Source organism: Nostoc commune NIES-4072 (assembly GCF_003113895.1).
GTDB lineage: Bacteria > Cyanobacteriota > Cyanobacteriia > Cyanobacteriales > Nostocaceae > Nostoc > Nostoc commune.
On record NZ_BDUD01000001.1, the window covers coordinates 6,266,890 to 6,290,091 of the forward strand.

Annotated in this window: 23 protein-coding genes and 1 pseudogene; 6 read left to right on the forward strand and 18 right to left on the reverse strand. The window is 41.2% G+C overall.

Going from position 1 to position 23,202, the window contains the following annotated elements; genetic code table 11:
• Position 1 precedes the first annotated feature (1 nt).
• The 5 genes from CDC33_RS27885 to CDC33_RS27900 form a co-directional block, all read right to left on the reverse strand.
• On the reverse strand, positions 2-1,600 hold the full coding sequence (locus CDC33_RS27885) for an Hsp70 family protein (protein ID WP_109011685.1): 1,599 nt from the start codon (positions 1,598-1,600) through the stop codon (positions 2-4).
• A 121-nt stretch (positions 1,601-1,721) separates the two neighbouring features.
• On the reverse strand, positions 1,722-2,102 hold the full coding sequence (locus tag CDC33_RS27890) for a hypothetical protein (RefSeq protein ID WP_109011686.1): 381 nt from the start codon (positions 2,100-2,102) through the stop codon (positions 1,722-1,724).
• Between the two features lie 75 nt (positions 2,103-2,177).
• The gene (locus CDC33_RS39160; RefSeq protein ID WP_181374154.1) at positions 2,178-2,330 is read right to left on the reverse strand and encodes a hypothetical protein; all 153 of its coding nucleotides are present in this window, start codon (positions 2,328-2,330) and stop codon (positions 2,178-2,180) included.
• Between the two features lie 284 nt (positions 2,331-2,614).
• On the reverse strand, positions 2,615-3,037 hold the full coding sequence (locus tag CDC33_RS27895) for a type II toxin-antitoxin system VapC family toxin (RefSeq protein WP_109011687.1): 423 nt from the start codon (positions 3,035-3,037) through the stop codon (positions 2,615-2,617).
• Positions 3,034-3,285: a DUF2281 domain-containing protein gene (locus CDC33_RS27900; RefSeq protein WP_244919368.1), complete on the reverse strand. Its 252-nt coding sequence runs from the start codon at positions 3,283-3,285 to the stop codon at positions 3,034-3,036. Before CDC33_RS27900 ends, CDC33_RS27895 begins: the two co-directional genes overlap by 4 nt.
• Positions 3,286-3,456: 171 nt before the next feature.
• Here CDC33_RS27900 and CDC33_RS37960 point away from each other — a divergent pair, with 171 nt between their 5' ends.
• On the forward strand, positions 3,457-3,651 hold the full coding sequence (locus CDC33_RS37960) for a hypothetical protein (RefSeq protein ID WP_146195865.1): 195 nt from the start codon (positions 3,457-3,459) through the stop codon (positions 3,649-3,651).
• A 62-nt stretch (positions 3,652-3,713) separates the two neighbouring features.
• Here the strand turns inward: CDC33_RS37960 and CDC33_RS27905 are convergent, their stop codons facing one another.
• The 4 genes from CDC33_RS27905 to CDC33_RS27920 all read right to left on the reverse strand — a co-directional run bounded on the left by CDC33_RS27905 (position 3,714) and on the right by CDC33_RS27920 (position 7,554).
• Positions 3,714-3,953: a hypothetical protein gene (locus CDC33_RS27905; protein ID WP_109011689.1), complete on the reverse strand. Its 240-nt coding sequence runs from the start codon at positions 3,951-3,953 to the stop codon at positions 3,714-3,716.
• Between the two features lie 330 nt (positions 3,954-4,283).
• Positions 4,284-5,267, reverse strand: a complete 984-nt coding sequence (locus tag CDC33_RS27910; RefSeq protein WP_109011690.1) for a polysaccharide deacetylase family protein — start codon at positions 5,265-5,267, stop codon at positions 4,284-4,286.
• 295 nt (positions 5,268-5,562) lie between these two features.
• Entirely contained in the window at positions 5,563-6,447 is an 885-nt protein-coding gene (locus tag CDC33_RS27915; protein WP_109011691.1) for an aspartoacylase, read from the reverse strand.
• A gap of 51 nt (positions 6,448-6,498) precedes the next feature.
• Positions 6,499-7,554 (reverse strand): glutathione S-transferase family protein, encoded by a 1,056-nt coding sequence (locus CDC33_RS27920; protein ID WP_219930069.1) that lies wholly within the window; start codon positions 7,552-7,554, stop codon positions 6,499-6,501.
• 780 nt (positions 7,555-8,334) lie between these two features.
• Between CDC33_RS27920 and CDC33_RS27925 the strand changes: the two genes are divergently transcribed.
• Together CDC33_RS27925 and CDC33_RS27930 are read left to right on the forward strand one after the other, a co-directional pair.
• Entirely contained in the window at positions 8,335-9,822 is a 1,488-nt protein-coding gene (locus CDC33_RS27925) for a galactose oxidase early set domain-containing protein (RefSeq protein WP_109011693.1), read from the forward strand.
• A 64-nt stretch (positions 9,823-9,886) separates the two neighbouring features.
• Complete coding sequence (locus tag CDC33_RS27930) at positions 9,887-11,038, forward strand: hypothetical protein (protein ID WP_109011694.1); 1,152 nt, start codon at positions 9,887-9,889, stop codon at positions 11,036-11,038.
• 313 nt (positions 11,039-11,351) lie between these two features.
• Here CDC33_RS27930 and rbsK read toward each other — a convergent pair whose 3' ends face one another.
• From rbsK to CDC33_RS27945, 3 genes are all read right to left on the reverse strand, one after another.
• Positions 11,352-12,269, reverse strand: coding sequence for a ribokinase (gene rbsK / locus CDC33_RS27935; RefSeq protein ID WP_109011695.1), 918 nt, complete (start codon positions 12,267-12,269; stop codon positions 11,352-11,354).
• An 84-nt stretch (positions 12,270-12,353) separates the two neighbouring features.
• Positions 12,354-13,661 (reverse strand): Nramp family divalent metal transporter, encoded by a 1,308-nt coding sequence (locus CDC33_RS27940; protein ID WP_109011696.1) that lies wholly within the window; start codon positions 13,659-13,661, stop codon positions 12,354-12,356.
• A gap of 255 nt (positions 13,662-13,916) precedes the next feature.
• Positions 13,917-15,605 carry a SulP family inorganic anion transporter gene (locus CDC33_RS27945; RefSeq protein ID WP_109011697.1) on the reverse strand — a complete coding sequence of 563 codons (1,689 nt, stop codon included), beginning with the start codon at positions 15,603-15,605 and terminating at the stop codon, positions 13,917-13,919.
• A 657-nt stretch (positions 15,606-16,262) separates the two neighbouring features.
• Here CDC33_RS27945 and CDC33_RS27950 point away from each other — a divergent pair.
• Positions 16,263-18,071, forward strand: a complete 1,809-nt coding sequence (locus CDC33_RS27950) for an ABC transporter ATP-binding protein (protein ID WP_109011698.1) — start codon at positions 16,263-16,265, stop codon at positions 18,069-18,071.
• A gap of 27 nt (positions 18,072-18,098) precedes the next feature.
• Positions 18,099-18,527, forward strand: a complete 429-nt coding sequence (ccmS, locus tag CDC33_RS27955; RefSeq protein WP_109011699.1) for a beta-carboxysome assembly chaperone CcmS — start codon at positions 18,099-18,101, stop codon at positions 18,525-18,527.
• A 65-nt stretch (positions 18,528-18,592) separates the two neighbouring features.
• Here ccmS and CDC33_RS42005 read toward each other — a convergent pair.
• Positions 18,593-18,652 (reverse strand): annotated as a pseudogene (locus CDC33_RS42005) (hypothetical protein); the annotation flags it as partial.
• A gap of 24 nt (positions 18,653-18,676) precedes the next feature.
• Positions 18,677-19,108: a biotin carboxylase gene (locus CDC33_RS27960; RefSeq protein ID WP_109011700.1), complete on the reverse strand. Its 432-nt coding sequence runs from the start codon at positions 19,106-19,108 to the stop codon at positions 18,677-18,679.
• 134 nt (positions 19,109-19,242) lie between these two features.
• On the opposite strand from CDC33_RS27960, the gene CDC33_RS27965 reads away from it, so the two are divergent.
• Positions 19,243-19,854, forward strand: a complete 612-nt coding sequence (locus CDC33_RS27965) for a hypothetical protein (RefSeq protein ID WP_109011701.1) — start codon at positions 19,243-19,245, stop codon at positions 19,852-19,854.
• Between the two features lie 313 nt (positions 19,855-20,167).
• Here the strand turns inward: CDC33_RS27965 and CDC33_RS27970 are convergent, their stop codons facing one another.
• From CDC33_RS27970 to CDC33_RS27985, 4 genes are all read right to left on the reverse strand, one after another.
• On the reverse strand, positions 20,168-21,370 hold the full coding sequence (locus CDC33_RS27970) for an alpha/beta hydrolase (RefSeq protein WP_109011702.1): 1,203 nt from the start codon (positions 21,368-21,370) through the stop codon (positions 20,168-20,170).
• A gap of 171 nt (positions 21,371-21,541) precedes the next feature.
• Complete coding sequence (locus CDC33_RS27975; protein ID WP_181374156.1) at positions 21,542-21,931, reverse strand: DUF5615 family PIN-like protein; 390 nt, start codon at positions 21,929-21,931, stop codon at positions 21,542-21,544.
• The gene (locus tag CDC33_RS27980; RefSeq protein WP_109011703.1) at positions 21,928-22,158 is read right to left on the reverse strand and encodes a DUF433 domain-containing protein; all 231 of its coding nucleotides are present in this window, start codon (positions 22,156-22,158) and stop codon (positions 21,928-21,930) included. The genes CDC33_RS27975 and CDC33_RS27980 overlap by 4 nt, the downstream gene beginning before the upstream one ends.
• A 149-nt stretch (positions 22,159-22,307) precedes the next feature.
• A complete protein-coding gene (locus CDC33_RS27985; protein ID WP_109011704.1) occupies positions 22,308-23,192 on the reverse strand; it encodes a shikimate dehydrogenase in 885 nt (294 codons plus the stop codon).
• Positions 23,193-23,202 lie beyond the last annotated feature (10 nt).

Here is a 23,202-nt window from a genome sequence, read left to right on the forward strand (position 1 = left end):
TCTAACTCAACTGTGCCACAAGTTGATTTTCCAACAGCGTATCATTCGTTAACAAGTCTTCAACGGTGATTCGCAAAAAGCGTTGTTCATCAACTTGAAAGAGAATTTTTATCCGATCGCTTCCAGGATATCCGGCTGGTGTAAGTTTAGCAATTGTCCTTGCGCCTTCTTGATCGTTGAGAGGTTTGACACTGGTTTCACTATTGTCCATACGGCGCGTAATCAAGCGATCGCCATCAAAATAAACTTCAGTACTACCCGTATCTGCTCCCAATTCTCCCATAATTAGTTCAATGCTGGGCTGATTTTCTACTGAAGCGCCTAAGACTAATTCCACTGGCTGAGTCATTGGGTATGCTTGTCCAGCTTTAATCAGAGAATGCCATTTGTGACGCTGATTGCGACGATCCCAGTAGCGGATACCATAACTATGATACAGAAAATCTTTGATTTGTATCCCTTGTGCTAACTGTAATGCACCTTGAGCGATCGCTTCAAAGGGACGTTCGCAACGGATTTTTTCTGGCTCAAAATACTGTTTGATCCATGTCTGCACTGCGGGTAATTGCACTGTCCCACCAACTAACAAAACTGCATTAATATCTGGAAGTTCTATTCCTTGCCGTCTTGCTTGCTGCAACAGTGTGGTCATAGAATCATCGAGTAACTCAAAAAATGCGTGTTCTTTGAGGATATCGTCAAAAGTGTCGCGGTTTAGCTCCAGTTCATAGCTTTCAAATGTCTCATCATCAAAATAAACTTCACTAGCTTGGTTTTGAGTTGATAGCTGAATTTTTACCCGTTCTGCCAATCTTGTTGTCAAAGGACTTATCGCCAATTCTTGAGTTTTGGCAAAGTAATCTACCAACCAATTATCAATATCAGTACCGCCCAAATTTTGCCCAGCTTTTGCCAGGACACGGGCAGTTTTAACTTTTTGTTTTGAATCTTCAGCCAGAGACTTATTACCCCACTTGAGGAGAAATCCGAGCGGCTTTGTGGTTGCTTGTACACCTTGATCTAACCGGACAAGGGATAAATCCAAAGTGCCGCCGCCAAAGTCAATTACCAAGAGAATTTCTTGATCTGCCAAGCCATAACCCAAGGCGGCTGCTGTAGGTTCATCCAGCATCCGTACTTGTTCGACGGGGAGGGCTTGACAAACTGTCCCCAACCAGTGACGATAAGCTTCAAAACTATCTACAGGTACGGTTAACACAAGAGAATCTAACCCCCCTTCCAAGGGAGCTAGTTCTTCAATTACTTTTGTGAGGAACCATTGCCCTACTTGTTCAAAGGTGACAATTTGTCCATCTAGTTCGGGTAAGAAACCTTGGATATCTGCACCGATACCCCGCTTGAAGCTGCGGAAAAATCGAGTTTCGCCTTTGAGGTCAAGACCGCGATCGCGTACTTGTTGCCCTACTAAGACTTGATTTTTTATTGCGTCTTCAACATAAACCAAACTAGGAATCAGTGGCGGATTGAGGCTTTGTTTAATTGATAAACCTGGTAGATTCAGGGTTTCTGGCTGTTGGGTTACGGGGTTCCAACGAGCAATGACTGTGTTGCTAGTACCAAAATCGATTGCGATCGCCATATTTTATATTTATTATCTCGCACGAAGAGGCCAAAGCTGCTTTATCTGTGATTATTCTCTATAAGCTACCAAGAATGCAAATGCGCCCAGACGCTTACTTCTTTGTATCCCAACCCAGATATCAATTCAGTCTGTTGCAGCGAAGTGTTAGCACAGTTAGACAATTGGCTTGCTCCAATTCTGCCTGCTGTTTTAGATAAATCTCCTTCTGTTGCTGTAAAATAGCCTGTTTTTGTACTTCTTGTTGGTTTGCAATTACAACACGCTGATTTTCCAATTCAGCTAATACCTCAGCTTTCACCTGTTCCCTGATAGTTTTTTGGTGTTCTGACTCTTTAATTAATCCACTGTTATCATTAACCACTTCTGACGACATGGTAGGCTTGGGAGTAATTAAAGACTCAAAAATCTTGATATCATCTTCTTGATATTTGACAGCTAAATACCCACCAGCAGCGCCTAACAAAGCCAAACCTGAAAATAATGCTATTAGTTTTAACACTGTTTTATCTGTAAAAGCTTTTTCATTGTGTACTCACCCAATCAGCTAAATTAATTACTTTACTTCTCATGAAACTCATTTATGATTAAAATGCTTTTCAGTAATCAAATCACTAATCAACTCTGACTCAAATTCCTGATTGAAATCATAGTTTTTTAGTAATTCCTGAATGTGTTTTTCTAGCTTAGTTTTGTTAAAATCTTTAAAAAAATGATCTCGTTTTGCCATTTCATTCACCAATAATATAAACGTCTAATAAATGTGGCATTTAAAATATCAAAAAAACATCAGTATAAACCGCTTCCCAACGCCCTAACCCGCTCTCCGTGGCGAGTGCAAAAGAGAGCGCGGCAACGCCCAATGCCAAGCCACAGTCACCACGCCACCAAAACTAGTTTAGGTGCGATCACTTTTAATTAAAAACCCTACTAGAATCCTTCTACAGCAAGCTTTAATCCCAACAATGCCTTGCGATTAACCAAAATCCCTATTAGGGATTGAAATTTGTAGGCTCACAGTTCTTCTGGCATAATCACAGAAATTAATTGATTCCGATTCTTCCTATAAATCCTAAAATCACTATCAAATGTGAGCAATTCACGAGTAGGATATAGTTCTGCCATCCTCACCAAACAGGCATCCGCTAACGACATCGGTACAGACTGATAACGCAGCATCAACTCATAAACCGCCCCAGCTTCTTCACTCAAGCTCAACGGGAGATGAATAATTCCCTTTTGTACAAAAGAAATTACTGCTGCTTCTCCTCCATAAACATTCTGTAAGAGAAAACAAGCCTCTGTAACTACCGCTTCACAAGTTAACAAAGGTGGTTCAATCTGTCCAAACTGATTTGTCACCCATTTATGAAACTGCTCTCTCCGGTTGACTAAAGCTACTAATGGCCCTGTATCTAGCAGTACCGCTTGCTTCATTCTGTTAATGGTCTTTTAAGGTACTCCTTGTTTGTCGAGAGATCCCCAGGCCCAGAATCCACGCAGCCAACCAAGTCTCCTGCTGCTTCTAAAGCAGACATTGGCGTGCCATCATGGTGTTTAAACTCCACTGTTAGTGATTTCAATTGCAGAAATTCTATAAAGTCAAGTACTTGCTGCTGTTGTTCCTTTGATAAGGTAAGAACCTTTTGGGCAATAATTTGCTCTAGACCAATTGCTTTCGTCACCAGTCTTTCCTCCAGTCCCATCACTTCAAGTCTAAATTCAACTGCCTCAGTTACACAGAAACCAGCAGAAGGTTAAAAATTTTGAGATGACTAGCTTTTGTCAATAAAACAACGTAAGTGACCAAAAAGCTGATTATTTCGTTCACTAATCCAGGCGATTAACCCAGACTTATGAATAAGACACATAGCAAACCTACTTACATAGATTATATTGTTAAACTTCCTGAGCGATCGCTAGAGGAGTTTTGTCGCTGCGTGTACCGCTTCATGGAAAATGCTCAGTTCATCTATCCTCAACGTCTAGCTGAACAACACCAGAAATTTGCTCGTGTATTAATAGACCGATATTCTTCCAAACCTACATAAATCAGGATTTTAGTACAGAAGTTGGGTCTAACCCGGAACTCCGGGCTAGTGGTAGTTTACACTCAATCTTCATGCCGTAACTGCCATGCTGCACCGCAAGCGGCCCCAGCCCCAGCTAATAATCCAGTACTCATTCCTTGGATAGTTTTTTGGATCGGATCTTGGGTTAGACACTCACTTGTAAGCTTACTGTCTTCCAAGCAGAGGCTGCTTTCTGCCCAAGCAGCAGTACCTCCTAAAATTACACCAGTTATACTACAGCAAACAACTAGCAGCAAAAGACGTTGCGTTTTTCTAACCATAGATAGATGTGTCAAAAATTAGAGATAGTGATTCACTCTCAATTACTTTACACATACTTGCTAGCAAATGTCAGCTGGTTTCAAGATAATTTGCTCCTATCAAAACTTACATAACGATTAAAAAATCTGATTAGAAATCGAATAAAAAATAACCTCTGGGGAAGGGATATCACCAGAAGTTTTTAATAAATACATTGGAATAGGGAACTATTATAAAAATAAATTTATCTTTTTGCCAACACTATTTCTCCTTTTCAAAAACAGATTAAAGTTAATTCTATTTGTAATTAAGGATACAAATTACACTTATCAATCGCATAGCTCATATTTTTACCTTTTTTGAGGTACTAATACAGGCAACTGACGGGCACCTGCTACAGATTTGGCGTGTTCTCCAACAGTCAAAACATTAAACTGACTGGATATAAGTTCCAAACTTTTGTTGACTATTGCCAGTTTTTTATAAGTGGGAAGGCTCATTCCAGGGAAGAATGATAGCTCTGGCACATCCTCTTGACTTACAAAGTCTGTAGGATGGAAGAGCAAAGAAGGCTGTACACGCGTCAGTTTACACAGCCACAGGGCAATTCGCAGGTAGAGTAACGCCACTTCCGAAGAAAATGTACTTAGATACATTATGTAACTAAAGTGAATTGGTACTTTAAAAATTGGCATGGTGGTAACAGGAATTTCTGTGAGTCTATCCTTACCCATCTTCCACTGGTAAGGTTTTAGAGGCTGTAAACCCTCTTTGAAACCACCAAAAAGGGCTTCTCGTTTCTTGCGTTCTTCTTTGCTTAGTTTACAAGTCATTAAATAATATGCTCGCGCGATAGGCCCCAAAAATGTGGGAAAAGTCGAAGCATCATACTCATATCCCCGTCTTGCTAAGACTTTCAATACCGCAGGAGAGAAACTGTATCCAGGTCCCCGGAAGCCAATAGGATGTTGATGAGTGACGCGTTTGATATGTTGTTCAGCTAAGGCCACCTCTTGTTCAATCTCATCCTCTGAATAGAGATGTAGCCAAGGATCGTGGTAAAATGAATGATTGCCTATTTCGTGACCGGCAGTGGCGATCGCTTGTAATGCCTTAGTGTTTTTTTCCAGTGCTGCATCTTGACCGACAATGAAGACTGTGATTGTCAAATCCCATTGCTGAAAAATATCTAAGAAACGAGGGACTGCAATATCCAAGTAAGAGGGAAAAGTCTCCCAACCCGGAGCGCCCTGATTTTTTAGAAAAGACCAAACATTATCCAAGTCTAAAGAAAGACTGGCTATTGGTTTGTTTCCTTGCCGCTTGATATTCATTATTTTTAAGCGTAAATATAATGTTAGATTTGGGTTTTATTGATCAAGTTTTGTACCTCGACTCAGCGCTCCTTTAATCTCGACTTGATCAGCCTTTCGGACAACTTTTTACCCTGATATATAATAATTGCTGGTCATCAATATATCATAACCAAGAAATATTAAACGTATAAGTAAGTTTTAGCAATGCTTTATATATATAAATAATTGATGATTTGGATGCTCTTTTATCATTAATTGCAATAAAAAGCGATGCCTACCGTGGTAAACTACGCCCAAAAAATCCTCTACACATCTAGATATTGATTTGCTGCCTCTGGGTAAAACACATTGCAATTCTCTTTTCGTAATAAGCTGCCTCATTAATAAAAATCGGCCAAACGGTAGATGCTCCCTCATAAATAATTATTTTATTATCAAAGGTTATAAAAATTGGGTCTCCTGGGTTTAAGGCTTGATAATCCTTATCTTGAAGCTCTGGGTGAATCATCCCAAAGATTGTGTCATCCTGTTGTTTTGGATAATCCACAACTGATAAATGGTCATATAGAATCAACGTTTCGTTAGCTGATGGAATTTCCCCCTGGTTAAACCGTTCTAGATAGTCTAGAATCGCATAAACAAGTTCTTCTGTTTGTTGAAATAGCGTCGCTTTTAAGAGTCCTTGGGCAATAGGGCCAACCTCGATCGCAAAGCCTAATTCGCACAGAGAATTTACAAATGGGTTTTCTTCAATTGATTTAAAAGAGCAGCGATAAACCCTAACTAAAGGATTAATCTGGCTCAGATAAGCAGCCAATTTCAAGTTTAAGGGATGACTGTTTACCAAAATAATTGTCAAACCCATATTAGCTGTACTGCTGTGTAAGTCTAAGATAAAATCTGCTTGCTTATCTTTGTTTGATGCTAGAGTCTGCTGGATTGATTTAGCTTGCAATTCTTCGTAACTGCTCAGAGTCGGATCTTGTAAATCTTGCTTGAGAAAACAACGATTTAAATCTTTTTCTACATATCGCCTCCCCGCCGCAAAAGCATTAGGATTTGCTAACAGAGTCACTGTCTCAAAACTTTGTCTAGTAATCAAGTTGGGAAACTGGGAAAATTTCTGGATCAGGTAGGCTCCTGTAAACTCATTGCCATGAGTTCCACCGACAATTGCAACTCGATTAATCTGGTTCACAATTCATCAACTCCAGAATGCAGCTATCGAGGTATTAGTTCTCAATCTACCTTATGAAGCATTCACTTTACCAATGCGATCGCGCCCAGATGGTTGATAAAGATAAGCCATATCAGGCCCATCGGGAATTATCCCGCCCGGATTGAGTGGGAATAAGTTCCCGTAGTAGTCCCGCTTCACACTTTCTACATCGCAGGTGTCAGCTACACCTGGAAGCTGATATAAATCACGTAAATAAGCTCCCAAGTTCTGATAGTCTCGAATTCGCTGCCTATTGCACTTAAACAACCCATAGTAGGCACTATCAAACCGAAATAACGTTGTGAATAAACGGACATCTGCTAGGGTGAGATTATCCCCACACAGATATCGACTAGTTTGTAATGCAATGTCAATTTCATCAAGAGTTGCGAACAGTTCATTACAAGCTTGACTGTATGCTTCTTGGCTTTGGGCAAAGCCGCAGCGATACACACCGTTATTTACGGCGTGATAAATCTTTTCATTCCACCAGTCAATCTTTTCTTTGAGTGTTTCTGGATAAAGATCCAGCGTGGGATTGTTGGCGAACTCGTTAAACTCAGAGTTTAGCATGACGATAATCTCTGAACTCTCATTATTGACGATGGTTTTTGTTTGGTTATCCCATAGTATTGGAACTGTAGAGCGTCCACTGTAACCAGGTTCTGCCAACTGATAAAATTCAGCCAGTGTGCGACAACCTTCTTCTTCCTCGTTGAATATCCAACCGCCTTCAATGGGAGAAGGAGAGACGATACATACTGATATTACCGCTTCGAGTTTTTTGAGCGATCGCACAACTAGGGTTCGGTGCGCCCAAGGACACCCCAGCCCAACATAGAGTTTGTAGCGCCCAGCTGCTGGTGGGTGGAGATTTCCTTCTTCTGTGCCAATGAACTTCCGAAACTGGCTATTAGGACGAATATAAGCTCCCGACTGATTGCTAGGAGCCAGCTTTGACATCATGATCCGCCACATAGTCGTCCAGACAAACTTCCCCAGCCAGATGATCAGCTTGGGAGGTAGTGTCCTGCCCTTTTTCTTGGAAAGATTTTTCTCGTCATTCATTGAAGTTGAGTTGCTCATGGCGACAATCTTGCTTTAAGAGCGATTGACGTTACCACTGTTTCTACTAAGTAGGTTTCGATTTTTACAACCCACTCTGAGCTTTACTACTTTACTTTACTACGCTTTGATTGTACTTTGTATCATGCTCATGGCTAAAATCTCTCAGCTAATTGTCTCAAATTTGCGTAGGCAAAGCCCACTGTACCCCTAAGGGGAAGCAAGCTACGCGTAGCGTTTTGCAGGAAATGTATCACACCTCATAGCGATCGGTTGTGATCCTCTTAATTCTATTAACTATGTATTAAGTGTTGTATTATACTTGTAACTTGCATTTTAGCTAATCATTTTTCTTTTAATACAAAATAACCTAAAAATATTTTAATTGGCGTCCTTCAATAAACCAATCTCCTGTGGGGTAGGCATTTTGCGCGTCCTAGTTGGGCAAATTAAATGTGCGACACTTGAGCATGCAAAACTAGTTACAAATCAAAGGTCAAAAACACAATTTTTTAGTCAATGATGCTCAATGCCAAGCCCTGAAGGATATCCACGTCAAATTTAAAAGCGTGATTCATTATTTCCGAAAAAACACAGTGCAAGGCTTAATTAGATACTCAATGACAGCTAAAATTGACAGCGTAATTACTAATAAAAAATCGGTATTTATCTAATCTTGTTATAAAAAACATCACATCTTAACATTAGAGAAGTCCACAAAGTATAGATATAATTTTAAGAATAAGCTACTGAAACAAAGAACAAAAACATCAAACCTACGTAGGAATAATTGTAAATAAAGTGACTCAATCTCATAACAACCCTAACCTTCTAGAGGAAACGGATTTAGGGACTTTCATCGCTCAGGCTAGTACCACAGATAAATGGGAAGTATTGCCGTATAGTGCCCCGATCCTGCCTATACATGCCGCTTTACTTCGTACTGGTAAAGTATTCTTTTTCTGCGGTTCAGGTAATGATCCCAGTCAATTAAATACTCCCTATGACAGCGTGGTTTGGAATGTGAACGAAGGAACCTTTACCCGTCAAAAGGCTCCATTAGATAGTAATAATCAGCCTATTGATATTTTTTGCGCCGGTCAGTCCTTCCGTCCTGATGGTGGGTTATTAGTGGCGGGTGGAACTTTGCGCTATGACCCATTTTATGGTTCACCCTCTGCTCTGATATTTGATCCTATTGGCGAGAAATGGTTCAAGATACTACCAATGAATAATGGGCGTTGGTATCCTACTTTGGTAACACTAGGTAGCGGTCGGGTCTTTGCAATATCTGGGCCGGATAAAGATGGCAAGCTCAACAGACAACCAGAAATTTATTCATATTTCTTTTCAAATGGTTGGAATGCTTTTCCAATAACTCGTCCCTATCCGGCATACGCAAATCTGTTTCTACTCGATAGTGGAAAGCTTTTTTATTCAGGTGCCCAGATGGGCGGTAACAATGGAGTAGCGCCAACTATACTAACCCTGCCAGAGACATTTACAGAATCAATTACAGAACAAGTGGTGCCAGGGCTGCAAGACCCAGCCTTCGGAAATCAAGCTACTAGTGTGCTTTTACCACCTGCACAAGACCAAAAAGTGATGATTATCGGTGGTGGTAGGGCTGGTACGGCAACAAACAGGGTCAATATTGTAGATTTAAAAGCTACTAACCCAACTTATGTAGCAGCAAAGCCTCTAAACTATGCTCGGATGCATCTGAGTGCAGTTTTGTTGCCCGATCGCACAGTGTTTGTTTGCAATGGTAGCAAAATGGATGAAGACACAAAGCAATCAATGCTACCAGCAGAAATCTACGATCCAGCTACAGATACCTGGACAGTAGTAGCTAAACAAAATGTCCCCCGTGTATATCACTCAGTGGCCTTACTTTTACCAGATGGTAGGGTAGTTACAGCAGGAGGTAACCCTGACCGGAGGATCAATGAACTGCGATTAGAAATTTACAGTCCTGCGTATATGTCGCGATCGCGCCCAATTATTCAGAGCGCTCCTGACGTATTGACCTACGGACAGCAATTTACAATTCAAACACCCCAAGCTGGGAATATTAAATGGGTTAGTCTGATTAAACCAATGGCAACCACTCATTCCTGCGATACAGAACAAAGGTTAGTGGATGTGCGGATTAATTTTAGGAACTCTACTTCTCTCAATGTCACGCTAGCAACCAATCGAAACATAGCAGTACCAGGCTGGTACATGCTTTTTATTAGTGACAACAATGGAACACCTTCAGTAGCAACCTGGACGCGAATATCATAATTTTACTTGTCTACGTTCGATACATTGCTACTTAATAAAAGTCATTAATTCTAGGAGTGGAAATATGAGCTTCAAGCTATCACGTCGGCAGTTTGGCCAGTTGGTACTTGGTGGAACTATAGTGTCTGGGCTTAGTTATCTAAGCAGTAAAACTTTGGCGCAAACACCAAGTTTCAAAATTGTAGGTATAGGTTCTGGCTCTATCATTACTAATGACCAAACTGTTAGTCCAGAGGTAGATACCACTGAATTAAATAGCATTACCGCAAACGTTATACCGACAAATATTAAGCCTGTAGGGCTAGGACTTGTTTTAGAATCTTTTATTTTGCAATCCTTAAATACAGGAAGGGTTCAGCTTCTAAGTCCAGTAGTTACTCAAATACTTGCCGAGCGCGGTACAGCTTTAGTACAGTCTAATGAGACATTGACTAGCTTCGCTGTTTTAAGCGATGGCACAATTGCCCAGATCGGTACAGCTTTAGGAAAGGTAGATGATATATTGAGTAGCCTCGGTTCTTTAACCAATGGCGTAGTTCTCAATCAGGCTCCCAACCAGGCTTCCAATCAGGTTACACCTTTAGTAGAGACTAATGAGACATTGAGTGGCTTTACTTCTTTAAGCGATGGCACACTTGTTGTAGCTGCTACTCCTGTTACCATTGGTAGTAAACAGGCGACACCTACTCGCATTACATTTTTGAGTACGCCTGTAAAAACTTTAATAATCTCAGGACTTAGACAGGATCAACAGCTTGGGAGCTTGCTAGGGACTAATGATGGGCGACTCATCGGTTTAGTAGGTAAAAAGAACGGTACACCACCAATCACATTGGTAGATATTGACGTTCAAACAGGAGAGATCAGTACTATTAGTAGGGTTAGATTCCCCAGCGATGAGCGAGCCAGTAATCTAGCACAGTGCCCAGATGGAAAACTCTATACCTCTTTAGTTGGATTAAATGGTGATACAACTTTGGTGCAACTAGACTCAAATCAAAAAAGCCCGATCCGACTGGCACAATTGAAACTTAATGGTAGAGCATGGAATAATGGCTTACAAAGCTTGGTTTGCTCTGGAGCAGGTCAACTCCTAGCATTTGGAGCGCAGAGGTATGAGACACCAAATGCTGTATATAGCATAGATAAGAATAGTGGAAACATGACTCGGCTACAAGACTTTGACGCTGCCCAAATTACCCTTGCTCGTAGCTAGAAGGGATTGAGTTGATATCTATGGAAATCGTAAATTGTTTGGAAAAAAGTTAAGTATTCTTGTAGGGTGTGTTAACGGAGCGTAATGCTCCAAAAAACTGGAATTGTATATACTTTCGTGGGCTAACACACCCTACATGGATTTCAAAAATCAAATCGGAGTAACATAGCAAAAAAAGCTAGGAGCATCCATCTTTGGAAGAAACATAATTGTTTGATGCCAAAAACTCTGCTGTATGGTTGGTCTAAAAAAGTCAATATGCTAGAAGTGGATGCTTCCAAATGCCAAGCCCTCAAGGTAAGATGAGGGCTTTTTAGCTTTCTTTAAGAAACGCATCAAACGTAAACCTATCTGGTAACGAAGTTTGTGCGCCTGGTTTTGTCGTCGCCAAAGCACCGGCTGCTGCACCCCAAACAACTGCCTGATGTAAAGAAAGTCCTTCAAAAAGTGCTGCAGTCAAGCCGCCATTAAAAGCATCGCCAGCAGCTACTGTGTCAACTGCATGAACTGGAAAAGCGGGTACAAAAAACTTTTCCTCAGCAGTGGCACAAAAAACACCTTTAGCACCCAGTTTAACGATCGCACATTTCACACCTCGTTGTAATAAAACTTCAGCTGCTTTGGCTGCAAGTTCTTCTCCATCCACAGCAAAACCCACTAACTGTGCTGCTTCAACTTCATTTGGTGTAATAATGTCCACTAATGGGTAAAATTCATCTGGCAAATTAGATTGTGCGGGTGCAGGGTCGAGAATTACCGTTATTTTAGTTTTTCTTGCGGCTTTAGCTGCTGCAACCACGGCATTAATCGGAATTTCTAATTGTAAAAGCAATGCTGTTGCTGTTGGTAATAAATGAGACAATCGTTCTACATCTTCTTGATTGATACAACCATTTGCGCCAGGAATTACAATAATTTGATTTTCACCAGCATGATTCACGGCGATGATGGCGACTCCAGAACTAACAGTCTCATCCACGACAATATTCTCAATCTGCACACCAGATGCTTGTAAATTATTAATAAGTTCCCCACCAAAATCGTCTTTACCTACACGCCCCACCATTTGCGTAGGAATTCCCAATTTTGCTAATGCTACCGCTTGATTCGCTCCTTTTCCTCCCGAAACTTTAAAAAATTCTTCTCCTAGCAACGTTTCTCCGGCGACTGGTAAGCGGGGTGCTGTTGCTACCAAATCTATATTTATGCTGCCGAAGACGATAATGCTCATTTTTCTTGATCTTTAAAGTCATTTAGGCTAATACTACAGCAAGCGATCGCAACTTGACTTTTGACTTCCATTTTACGCTACTAGTTATCCCAAGATACTTTGTAATAGCAACCAAATATTTAAGCCAACGATAATAATAGCAACTAACCAGGCTAAAGATTTCAACCATAAGGGATTTACAAACTCACCCATCAAACGGCGATTACTCGTAAACATCACCAATGGAATCACCGCAAATGGTAACTGTAAGCTGAGGATAACTTGACTAAAAACTATGAGTTTGCTTGTACTATTTTCACCAAAAATAATGATTGTAATTAACGCTGGAATAATGGCAAGCAAACGGGTTATTAAACGGCGTAACCAAGACGGAAAGCGAAATTGCAAAAAGCCTTCCATAACAATTTGTCCTGCCAAAGTTGCAGTCAGCGTTGAACTTTGCCCAGAAGCAAGTAAAGCAATGCCAAAAACAGCACTAGCAGCACTCACTCCTAACAATGGTGTAAGTAATTTATAAGCATCTTGAATTTCTGCCACGTTTTGATTACCAGAAAAATGAAATGTTGCAGCAGACACAATTAAAATTGCTGAATTTATAAACAGTGCTAGTGATAAAGCAAAAGTTGAATCTATTGTACCAAACTTAATTGCTTCCCATCTTTTTTTAGTATTAGGTTGCCAATTACGAGTTTGGACAATTGAAGAGTGTAAATATAAGTTGTGAGGCATCACTGTTGCCCCTAAAATGCCGATAGCAATGTAGAGCATTTCTGAATTCTGTAAAATCTCTTTCTTAGGCAGATATCCCAGCAAAATCCCCCCCATATCAGGACGGGAAAACAGAATTTCTGTTGTAAAACAGATGCCTACTGTTGCTACCAGCATTATTACCAAAGTTTCTGTATAGCGAAAGCCTTTATTTTGTAGGAATAACAATACCAGAACATCCAATGCTGTGATGCAAACACCCCACACTAAGGGAATACCAAATAAAAGTTGTAGTGCGATCGCACTTCCTAATAGTTCTGCTAAGTCACAAGCTGCGATCGCAATTTCACACAGCACCCACAAACAAAAGCTTACCCTTGGGCTAAAATAGTCCCGACAAGCCTGTGCTAAATCTCGCCCCGTAGCAACTCCCAAACGTACACATAACGATTGGAGTAATATCGCCATCAGGTTCGACAACAGAATCACTGTTAATAAAGTGTAGCCAAACTTTGACCCTCCAGCGATGTCTGTTGCCCAATTTCCCGGATCAATGTATCCCACTGAAACCAGATACCCTGGCCCTGTATAAGCCATCATCTTACGCCAAAAGCTGCTGCTGGTAGGGATTCTAATACTACGGTGAACTTCTGGTAAGCTAGGTTTGTTTTCTGGGGGAGTCATTTACTTGACCGTTAATTCCTTCTCATATTGTTTTCATAATCTCATAAAATATAGAATAAACATCAATCTTTAGGTGAGTATGGATAAATTACTTTAGTTAGGAATTTTTTGTCTGAGAATATACCCCCTAATCTCCTTACAAACAGCGATTAGAGGGTATCTAAATTTCAGTTTTTCAGTGTGTAAATTCTGAAACTATTAGGTTTTAGTTTTGATTACAAATGTCGATTTTGTTCTGTTAATGGCAAAATCTTCTCAGTCATTTAATTCCATCAATTCTTTTGTCTTCAAAGTAGCCGCTACAGGTTGAGAACATTCTCGAATTTGAGGAGAGATAGAGCAAATCGCATCTGTCGTTGTTTCAAAACAATTTGATAATCCAATTGTTTCTAACAATCCGGTTCGTTCTAATAGTTGTTTGACTTCGGGTTGTAAACCTGTGAGAATTAAACGGCAATTGTGCCGTTTTAAGTCGTGGTAAATATCCTCTAAAGCTACTAACCCAGTTGTGTCCATATTTGGCACAAACCGCAACCGAAGAATTAAATATTTTACTTCCGGTTCATCTCGGAGAAAAGTAGCAAATCTTTCAGCAGCACCAAAAAATACGGGGCCATCTACGCGATAAACGGCAATTTCTTTACCTAATTCCAGAGGAGTACCAGGGGGAAATACTTCGGTTTCAGGTATTTTAACTAAGCTTAAATCGCTCATCCGTTTGATGAATAATGCTCCGGCTGCCATCAATCCTACTTCTACGGCGAGAACTAAATCAAATAAGATTGTCACTAACCAAGTGAGAATCATCACCGCAAAGTCAGAGTAGGTAGCACGCATCAATAAACCAATGGCTTCCCACTCAACCATCCGCAGGCTAACCACCATCAGAATGCCAGCAAGTGCGGCTAAAGGAATCTGTGCTGCTAGGGGTGCTAAAGTTAAAACGATAATGGCTAAGGCAACGCCGTGAATTACTCCAGATAGTCGGGTTTTGCCGCCCGAACGGACATTGACAGCTGTCCGAGCGATCGCACCTGTTGCCGGAATGCCGCCAAAAAATGGGATAATAATATTTGCCAATCCTTGACCAATTAATTCGCGATCGCTATTGTGTTTTTCGCTCACTGTCATCCCATCAGCCACAACCGCCGACAGTAACGATTCAATACTTCCCAGTGCCGCCAAAGCCAAAGCCGGATTAATCAGTTCTCGAATCACACTAAAATCATTCCAGTGGGGAATACCTTGGGGCATCGGTAAAGATTGGGGAATGCTGCCAATTGTCGGTACATCCAGATGAAAATAAGTTGCTATCCCCGTTGCCAACACCAACCCTACCAAAGAACCGGGTATTGTTGTATTAATTTTGGGCCATAAAATATTGACTGCCATCACCACCATTGCCAACCCAACAGCATCCCAATTTAGAGCTTCTATATGAGTTAAACTTTGCCAAAGTCCCGGCAAAAAATGTTCGCTACGTGGTAAATGTAAACCAAAGAAATTATTTAATTGACCACAAAATATAATCACGGCAATACCATTGGTAAAGCCTGCTGTCACTGGATAGGGAATAAACTTTACTAGCTGTCCAAGTTTGGCAACCCCTAAAGCAATTTGGATAATCCCAGCCATCACCCCAGCAATCCAAACTTTCTCAAGTCCGTATTTGGCGACAATTCCCACCAAAACTACAGCCATTGCCCCTGTCGGCCCTGTAATTTGTACTGGAGAACCACCAAAAATTGCCGCGACAATTCCCGCCACAATAGCGGTATAAAGTCCTGCCTTTGGTTCTACCCCACTCGCTACCGCGAAGGCTAAAGCTAAGGGCAATGCCACCACTGCTGCTGTTAATCCTCCCGTGAAATCACCACGCAGTCCACTAAACCAGCGACGTAGACGCATAAGCTGTGGTTCTTCGACGATATCAGATATTGCCATATTTAGTTTTGACTCTTAATACACAATTTTTTGATGCATACATACATGTGATATGATATGCGGGTAAAATCTCCTTTATTATAGACATCTTGCAAAAAAGTCAAAATTATTTCTGATTAACTTCTAGTGTGCAGTCTTGAAGAATCTGCCCACTTGGGTTTTAGATGAAGCTATCTCAGCAGTGGATAAATAATTAGACATAGGCAGCAATCTAGCGATCGCTCGAACAAATTACAGCAGATATAGGAATCCGGTTTGCTTTGGAGAAAATAGCTGTAGGATGTGTTAGCGACAGCGTAACGCATCAAACTCTTGCTCATAGTGCGTTACGAACTCCGTTCTAACACACTCTACTAGCGTGTCAAGGCTAAAATAATGCAATAGATTTCCTCTAATATCTCTGTGTTGCGCCAGTTGCTACAAGTCGGGGAACCCGCAAGGGCGCACTGGCAACTCTTTGCCTCTGCGGTTCGTTAATGCACAAAATTAGTCTAGACACGCCACTACAATACCTAATTTCGTTCAAAAATCAAATAGTAATCCTATAGAACTATAATTGCGATCGCGTAGCGTACCGTAGGTAATTGCCCATCTTTAGACTCAAGACTTAAAACTTTTTTCCGTGGTAATATCAGTTGCACGAAACCGCAAAAAGCCGTGGCTACTGTATTAAAATCTCATCGGGCATCAAAAAGGCGTAAACACTCAACGCATCCTCTACAACGATTGCTAGAGTATGGACACCAGTATCGTAAACAAATTTGGCTGGCGACTACTTATTCTACCCTCAATAAATTTTTCGACTTAGCACCACCCGGCTTAATTGGCGTCGCAGTGGATGTGGTAGTCAAGCAACAGGATTCTATAATTGCCCAGTTAGGGGTACGCGATGTCTTTCAACAATTTTTGATTATTTCCTTCCTCACCGTCATCATTTGGATACTAGAATCTGTTTTTGAGTACGCCTACGCTCGACTTTGGCGGAATTTGGCTCAAAATATTCAGCATGACTTGCGTTTGGATGCATACAAACATTTGCAAGAGTTGGAATTGGCTTATTTTGAAGAACGCAGCACTGGCGGTTTAATGTCTATCTTGAGTGATGATATTAACCAATTAGAGCGGTTTTTGGATGGAGGAGCGAATGATATTATCCAAGTTTCCGCAACTGTTCTAATTATTGGCGGTGCTTTTTTCATTTTGGCTCCAAGTGTAGCGTGGATGGCTTTGTCACCGATGCCATTTATCCTCTGGGGTTCCTTTGCTTATCAACGACTCCTAGCACCTCGCTACGCCGATGTGCGCGAAAAAGTAGGTTTCCTCAATTCGCGTTTGTCAAACAATATTAGCGGAATTACTACTATTAAAAGTTTCACCGCCGAAGCTTATGAAGCTTATCGTCTGGAATTAGATAGTGAAGCTTATCGCCGGAGTAACTCTAAAGCAATTACTCTTTCTGCTGCTTTTGTCCCGTTAATTCGGATGCTGATTTTAGTCGGTTTCACAGCATTGCTTTTATATGGCGGGATGGCAGCAGTTTCTGGAAAAATGTCTGTAGGTACTTACAGCGTATTAGTATTTTTAATCCAGCGATTGCTGTGGCCTTTAACTAGATTAGGCGAAACATTTGACCAATATCAACGAGCAATGGCTTCTACTAATCGAGTCATGAATTTGTTGGATACTCCCATCGCTATTCATACAGGTGATGTATCGTTACCTGTGAATGAGGTGCGCGGTGAAGTGCAATTTAAAAATGTTTATTTTGCCTATAAAGATAGATTTCCAGTTATTAAAAATCTGTCTTTAGATATTCCGGCGGGGAAAACCATTGCAATTGTCGGTTCAACTGGTTCTGGTAAAAGCACTTTAGTCAAACTTTTGTTGCGGTTATACGAAGTGCAAACGGGAAGCATTACTCTCGATGGCATTGATTTGCAAAGTTTGAATTTACAAGATTTACGGCGCTGTATTGGTTTAGTGAGTCAAGATGTCTTTCTATTTCATGGCACTGTAGCAGAGAATATTGCTTATGGTAGCTTTGAGAATACAGAGCAAGAAATTATCACGGCGGCGAAGATAGCCGAGGCGCACGAATTTATTATTGATCTGCCCCAAGGTTATGAGACAATTGTCGGGGAAAGAGGACAAAAGTTATCGGGTGGACAAAGACAACGAATTGCGATCGCTCGTGCAGTCTTAAAGAATCCGCCCATTCTGATTTTAGATGAAGCGACCTCAGCAGTGGATAATGAGACAGAAGCGGCTATCCAGCGATCGCTCGAACGGATTACAGTAGATAGAACGACAATTGCGATCGCTCATCGTCTTTCCACTATCCGCAATGCCGATTGCATTTATGTCATGGAACATGGAAAATTAGTAGAGTCGGGAACCCATGAGCAACTGCTAGAGAAAGACGGTATTTATTCCGGTCTCTGGCGTGTACAGTCAGGTTTGAGATAAGTTTTGTGTCTTCATTACGAATTATTTATGTTTTTTGGTAATAGTCAACCAGAATCAGGTGATACTAAGTGGCGTCGCCAGTTGGATAAATTTGTGAAAGCAAATCAGCAGGAATTGGCGGCGCTGTTTTGGGGATTGTGGTTAGCAAATGGTGACAGTCAAGGTACTGTTGGTATTGATTTGCAACCAACGCCGCATTTTGTTTATTGTCCGAAAGAGCAGATAGAGAATTTAAATATTAGAGTTGAAAATCGGCTGCAAGAAATTTTGGGAATTGTTGAGAATCACAAGCCGGAAGTGGAGGTTGTGATGATTGGGATTGGTAAGGGGGAAATTAAGTTAATTCAGTTTGCACCGGAACCAGCGCCACCGATTTGTTTTGAAGAAGTTGGGAAGGATGTGGATGGGTTGTTGGATGTGCTGGAAGAGAGGATGAGGGAGGAGATTGTTTTTTAACGCAGAGGAACGTAAAGGGAAGCGCAGAGGAGCGCAAAGGAAGATAAGAAGTCTGCGCTTGTTGTTTAGTTGATTGCTTTGTGGAAATCTGGGTAAGTTAGATTTTGGGCACAATGCCAGATAAGTCAGTCTGAAATCTAATATTGGTATTACTTACGCACTTGGCCGCTAAATCCGGCTGCTTTAAACTGCTTCAGCTTTAACGGAGTAGGCTGATTCGCAGGTACAGAAATTCTCAATTCAAAATCGCTAATACCTGGTGGAACCTCAGCAATAGAACCTAAGCGAGTGCGGTTTTGCATTACCGAGTCATTGTTGGCATCATAAATGCGTCCAAAAATATCTGCGTCGTAGACTGTTTTATAAGTGCCATTTTCTGCTTTGCCAAAGACAAGAAAACAATTAGCAGCCGCGCTACCACTACTGATAACAGCCCCTTGTGCAAGTTCTGGTGGACAATCTTTATAGGAAACATCAAACAATCTAATCTGTGTCAGTGCTATAGCAGGGGGAATGCTCACCCACGATAGAAAGGTGATGAGACAGGAAATGAAAACGACCGTGAGTGAGCGCAAGCGCATAAAAGACTCCGTGACTTAATCTAACAATATGTAACTTATAATCTCAGCTTACCTGAATTTCACTACAAGGAATTGAAGACTTTAATTTAATGTTTGTAATAATTAGGGAAATACCCCTCAATTGCTATTAACTTATGACTCCAGATGAGATTGAAGCATCTATGCTCGCAGCCTTTAATGATTGTGATGCAGCAAGCTGTCCTCTCACTGACACGCAGAAACAGATATTACTGCAAGTCGTGGAGCAAATTCAGGGAAATTCTACCTCTAGAGCATCAGCTATTGCTAATCCCTTAGACGAACTTACCCCAGAGGAGTTAGAAGCATTTTTACAATTTGTTAAGGATGAAGAACAACGCAACCGCACTTGGAAAGTGCAATTACTCAACGACTGGCTATTGCAAAATGACTCTGGAACAGTACAATTTATTCGGCAACGCTATGGTTTACAGTGGCTCAATCGTGTAGAGTCATATCATTTTGATAAGTATTCTTATTTTGAGGATGCACTAAAGCTAAGAATAGGCGATCGCATTGAAGTTTCCAATGCACTATGGGAATGGGTGCAAGAAGATGGGCCTTGTAAGCGCGAATGGTTTCCCTGTATGGTGATCAAGGTCGAGGAAATTAGCAACGGTGATGATACCTCTACTAACTGTGTCGTCCGCTTCTTCAACGGCTCTGAGTATGAAATTCAAGGCATTTACGAATGGAATCGCTATAACTGGCGCTGGCCGCAGAAATAGTGAGGAGTTAGGAGTTAGGAGTCTTTGAACTCCATTAATGAGCCGAATGGCACGCTTATAAAGTGCAAAGGTTTATGTTACCTTGTTCCCAGCCGAACGTATTCTAAGAGGTTCCACTTCTCGTCAAGCCACTAAAGGCAAAGCAGGAGGCAATACGGTTCAGTTAAAGCTAAAACTCTGTTATCCAAGTCAATTTTTTAACGAACCGCCAAGGCGCAGAGGACGCAGAGAGAAGAAAGAGAAGGAAAAAATTACTTAACTAGTTTTGCAAGGATGAGATGTAATGAAAATGTTTAATGAACTTCGACCAATTTTATTGCTTAAACAACGCCCACGCCAAAAACCTCTCAGTATAATATAACGCTAATTGATTGCTCACACCATTGAAAACGGCATCAAAAGCGTGTTCTGCCCAAGGAATTTCTAGAAAAACCGCAGTATTACCAGAATTATGTAAACGTTCATACATTTGTCTACCAAATCGTGCTTCTACTAAATGATCGCGACTGCCGTAAATTAATAAAGTTGGTGGTAAAGGGTGCGTCAGATAATTTATCGGTGAAGCAATTTCATATTGATTAGGTAACTCTTCTAAAGAACCACCGAGAAATGCTTTTAAAACAGCGCGGGTGTTAATAGGATCGGGATTTGGTGGTGTTTTGTATCCCTCCGTTAAATTAACAGGCCCGTAATAGCTCACCACACCACGAATGGGTGGTGCATCTGGTTGATAAGCCGCTAACATTGCTAAGTGCGCTCCCGCAGAACGCCCTAAAAGTACCATCCGTTCTGGATCAGCTTCATATTCTGCTGCATGTTTGCGAATAAAATTTAGGGCTGTACGCACATCATCTAACTGAACTGGAAACCGATATTTAGGTGCATGTCGATAAGCGATCGCAAATACCGTATATCCCTGATGAGCGATATACTGATTAAACTCGGAATTGGCGTGAGGGTTGCCATATTGCCAAGCTCCACCATAAATTACTACTACTGCTGGATATTTCCCTACCTCTGAGGGTTGGTAAACTTCCATTTTTAAAGGCACTCCCGCAGGAGAAGCAAAGACAATATCTTTTTGATGACGCGTTTTAGCTAGTGCAATACCCCGGAAGGAATTAACTAAATCAAAGGGATGCCTTTGCATCTTTACCGTTACTTGGGCTGGAATTTGCTCTAGATAATTTGCTCCCAACCCTTGCTTCATCGCTTTAGCCATCTGCATTTGAGTTTGTGGGATATTCACTAGCACCCATGCACAAATTAGCAATCCTATTAAGCTGAAAATACAAGCTAAACGTTGTAATTTACGGCGACGGATGTAGAAGAAAGCAAGTGATAAAGAGAAAAAATTTAATAACAATAACCAAGGACTGACTTCTGGCGCTCCTACTGCTAGGGTGAGTAAAAACATATTTGGAGCCGGAAGAAGAATCCAAGAACTGAGAAATAGGCTTGCAAAACTGAGTAATAATACAAGCCATGAGAAAACTATTTTGGGTTTAAGAAACATATATGAATTGACCTAATACATAAATAAATCCCTCATCATCACTCAAACTAAATTGAGAAAAACTTATATATTCCCAACTCAAAGCACTCAGCTATCCACGTCTAATCGGTAAAATACGTACCCTAGATTGAGCTTGGTCAACAGTGATCAATGCTAGGACTTACGCACACTCTACGAATTCTCGGCGCTCTTGGCGTCTTGGCGGTTCGAGAAATTAAGCTTTTTAGCAATTTTTGCGTAAGTCCTAAATGCGCCTGACTCCAGTAAGGACTGAAACTGGTTCAGGGCTGAAATGACTAACTGTTCGATCCTGTTCGGTAAAATATCCTGGGTGCGAACCTGAATGACACTTGGAGTATCAGCACCTGTTGCAGCTAGCAGGGAGCCGAAATCTAAATCATGGGTAAATACGATATAACCATTAGTTCTTGCCCACTCCATAATTACCGAATCTTTCTCACGAGGGTCGCCAACACAAGACCAGTGCATAGAGGAGATATTGTACTTCTCAAAAACCCCAACCCAATCAGGGGAAAGATTCATATCAATCAAAATTTTCATGCACTTTGGAGCGGGACTTCAATCTCTTCAACTCGCCATGCAGCATAGGCAAGCGCTTCATAAATATCGGCTTCTTCGAGGTAAGGATATGCCTTGAGGATGTCGCTATTACTGTGTCCAGATGCCATTAAGCCGACAAGAGTACCAACGGTAACACGCATTCCACGGATGCAGGGTTTGCCTCCCATCACTTGTGGATTGCGGGTAATTCTGGTGAGATTTTGCATGGCTGTTAAAGAGCGGGAACTATTTTATTGGATTGAGAAACCAAAAATGACTGCTTCAATCAAATTCATTATCGAACTTTCTCCACCTTCCAGGCTGACTGACTGCCAATCGAATTTGACCTGACAAGCTCAGGATAATTATTTATCCATCAACCTAAACCTAAGTGGTTTTGCAACGCTTCGCGCATCACTTCTACAGGCACTATTTCCTGCTGCAACCAAATTTTTAATGCTGCTACTCCTTGTTGAACTAGCATTTCTAATCCATCGATCGCAATTGCACCTTGTTTTTGAGCCTGCTTTAGAAATTGCGTCGGTTTCGGAATATATATTAAATCGTAAGCGATCGCACCCTTTGGTAAATTCGTTATTTCCTCTACACTCAAAGGCGACTCATTAACCTTGGGATACATACCTATAGGGGTTGTGTTTACCAGCAGATTAGCTTGGGGAATTAGCTTTGGCAATTCTTCCCATTGATGAACTTGTAGATTTTCACTTATGGGTGAATTATTCCAACTGTTGCCAAATTCCTGTAATCTCTGCACATTACGCCCGACAACATGAATTTTCGCCAAACCTAGTTGGTGACAACCTACTACAACTGCTCTCGCTGCGCCACCATTGCCTAAAATCACTGCTACCTTTTGACTCCAATCTTGCTGATACGTTGTCTGCAAAGGAGCGATAAATCCTTCTATATCTGTGTTTGTCCCCACCCATTGATTATTTTGGCGACTAACAGTATTCACTGCGCCTATAGCTTGAGCAACAGGGGTAATTTCTGACAGCAAAGGCATAATTGCCTGTTTATGAGGTATTGTCACATTAAAACCGACAATACCAATAGCTGCGAAACCTGCGATCGCTATTTCTAAATTCTCTGGTGCTATAGGAAAGGGAAGATAAACATAATCTAATCCTAAATGAGCGATCGCAGCATTATGCATTGCTGGCGAGAGCGAATGCTCCACCGGATGTCCAATTACCCCTAATAGCTTAGTTTTGCCTGTAATTAATCTTTCTTTAGTCATTAGTTATTAG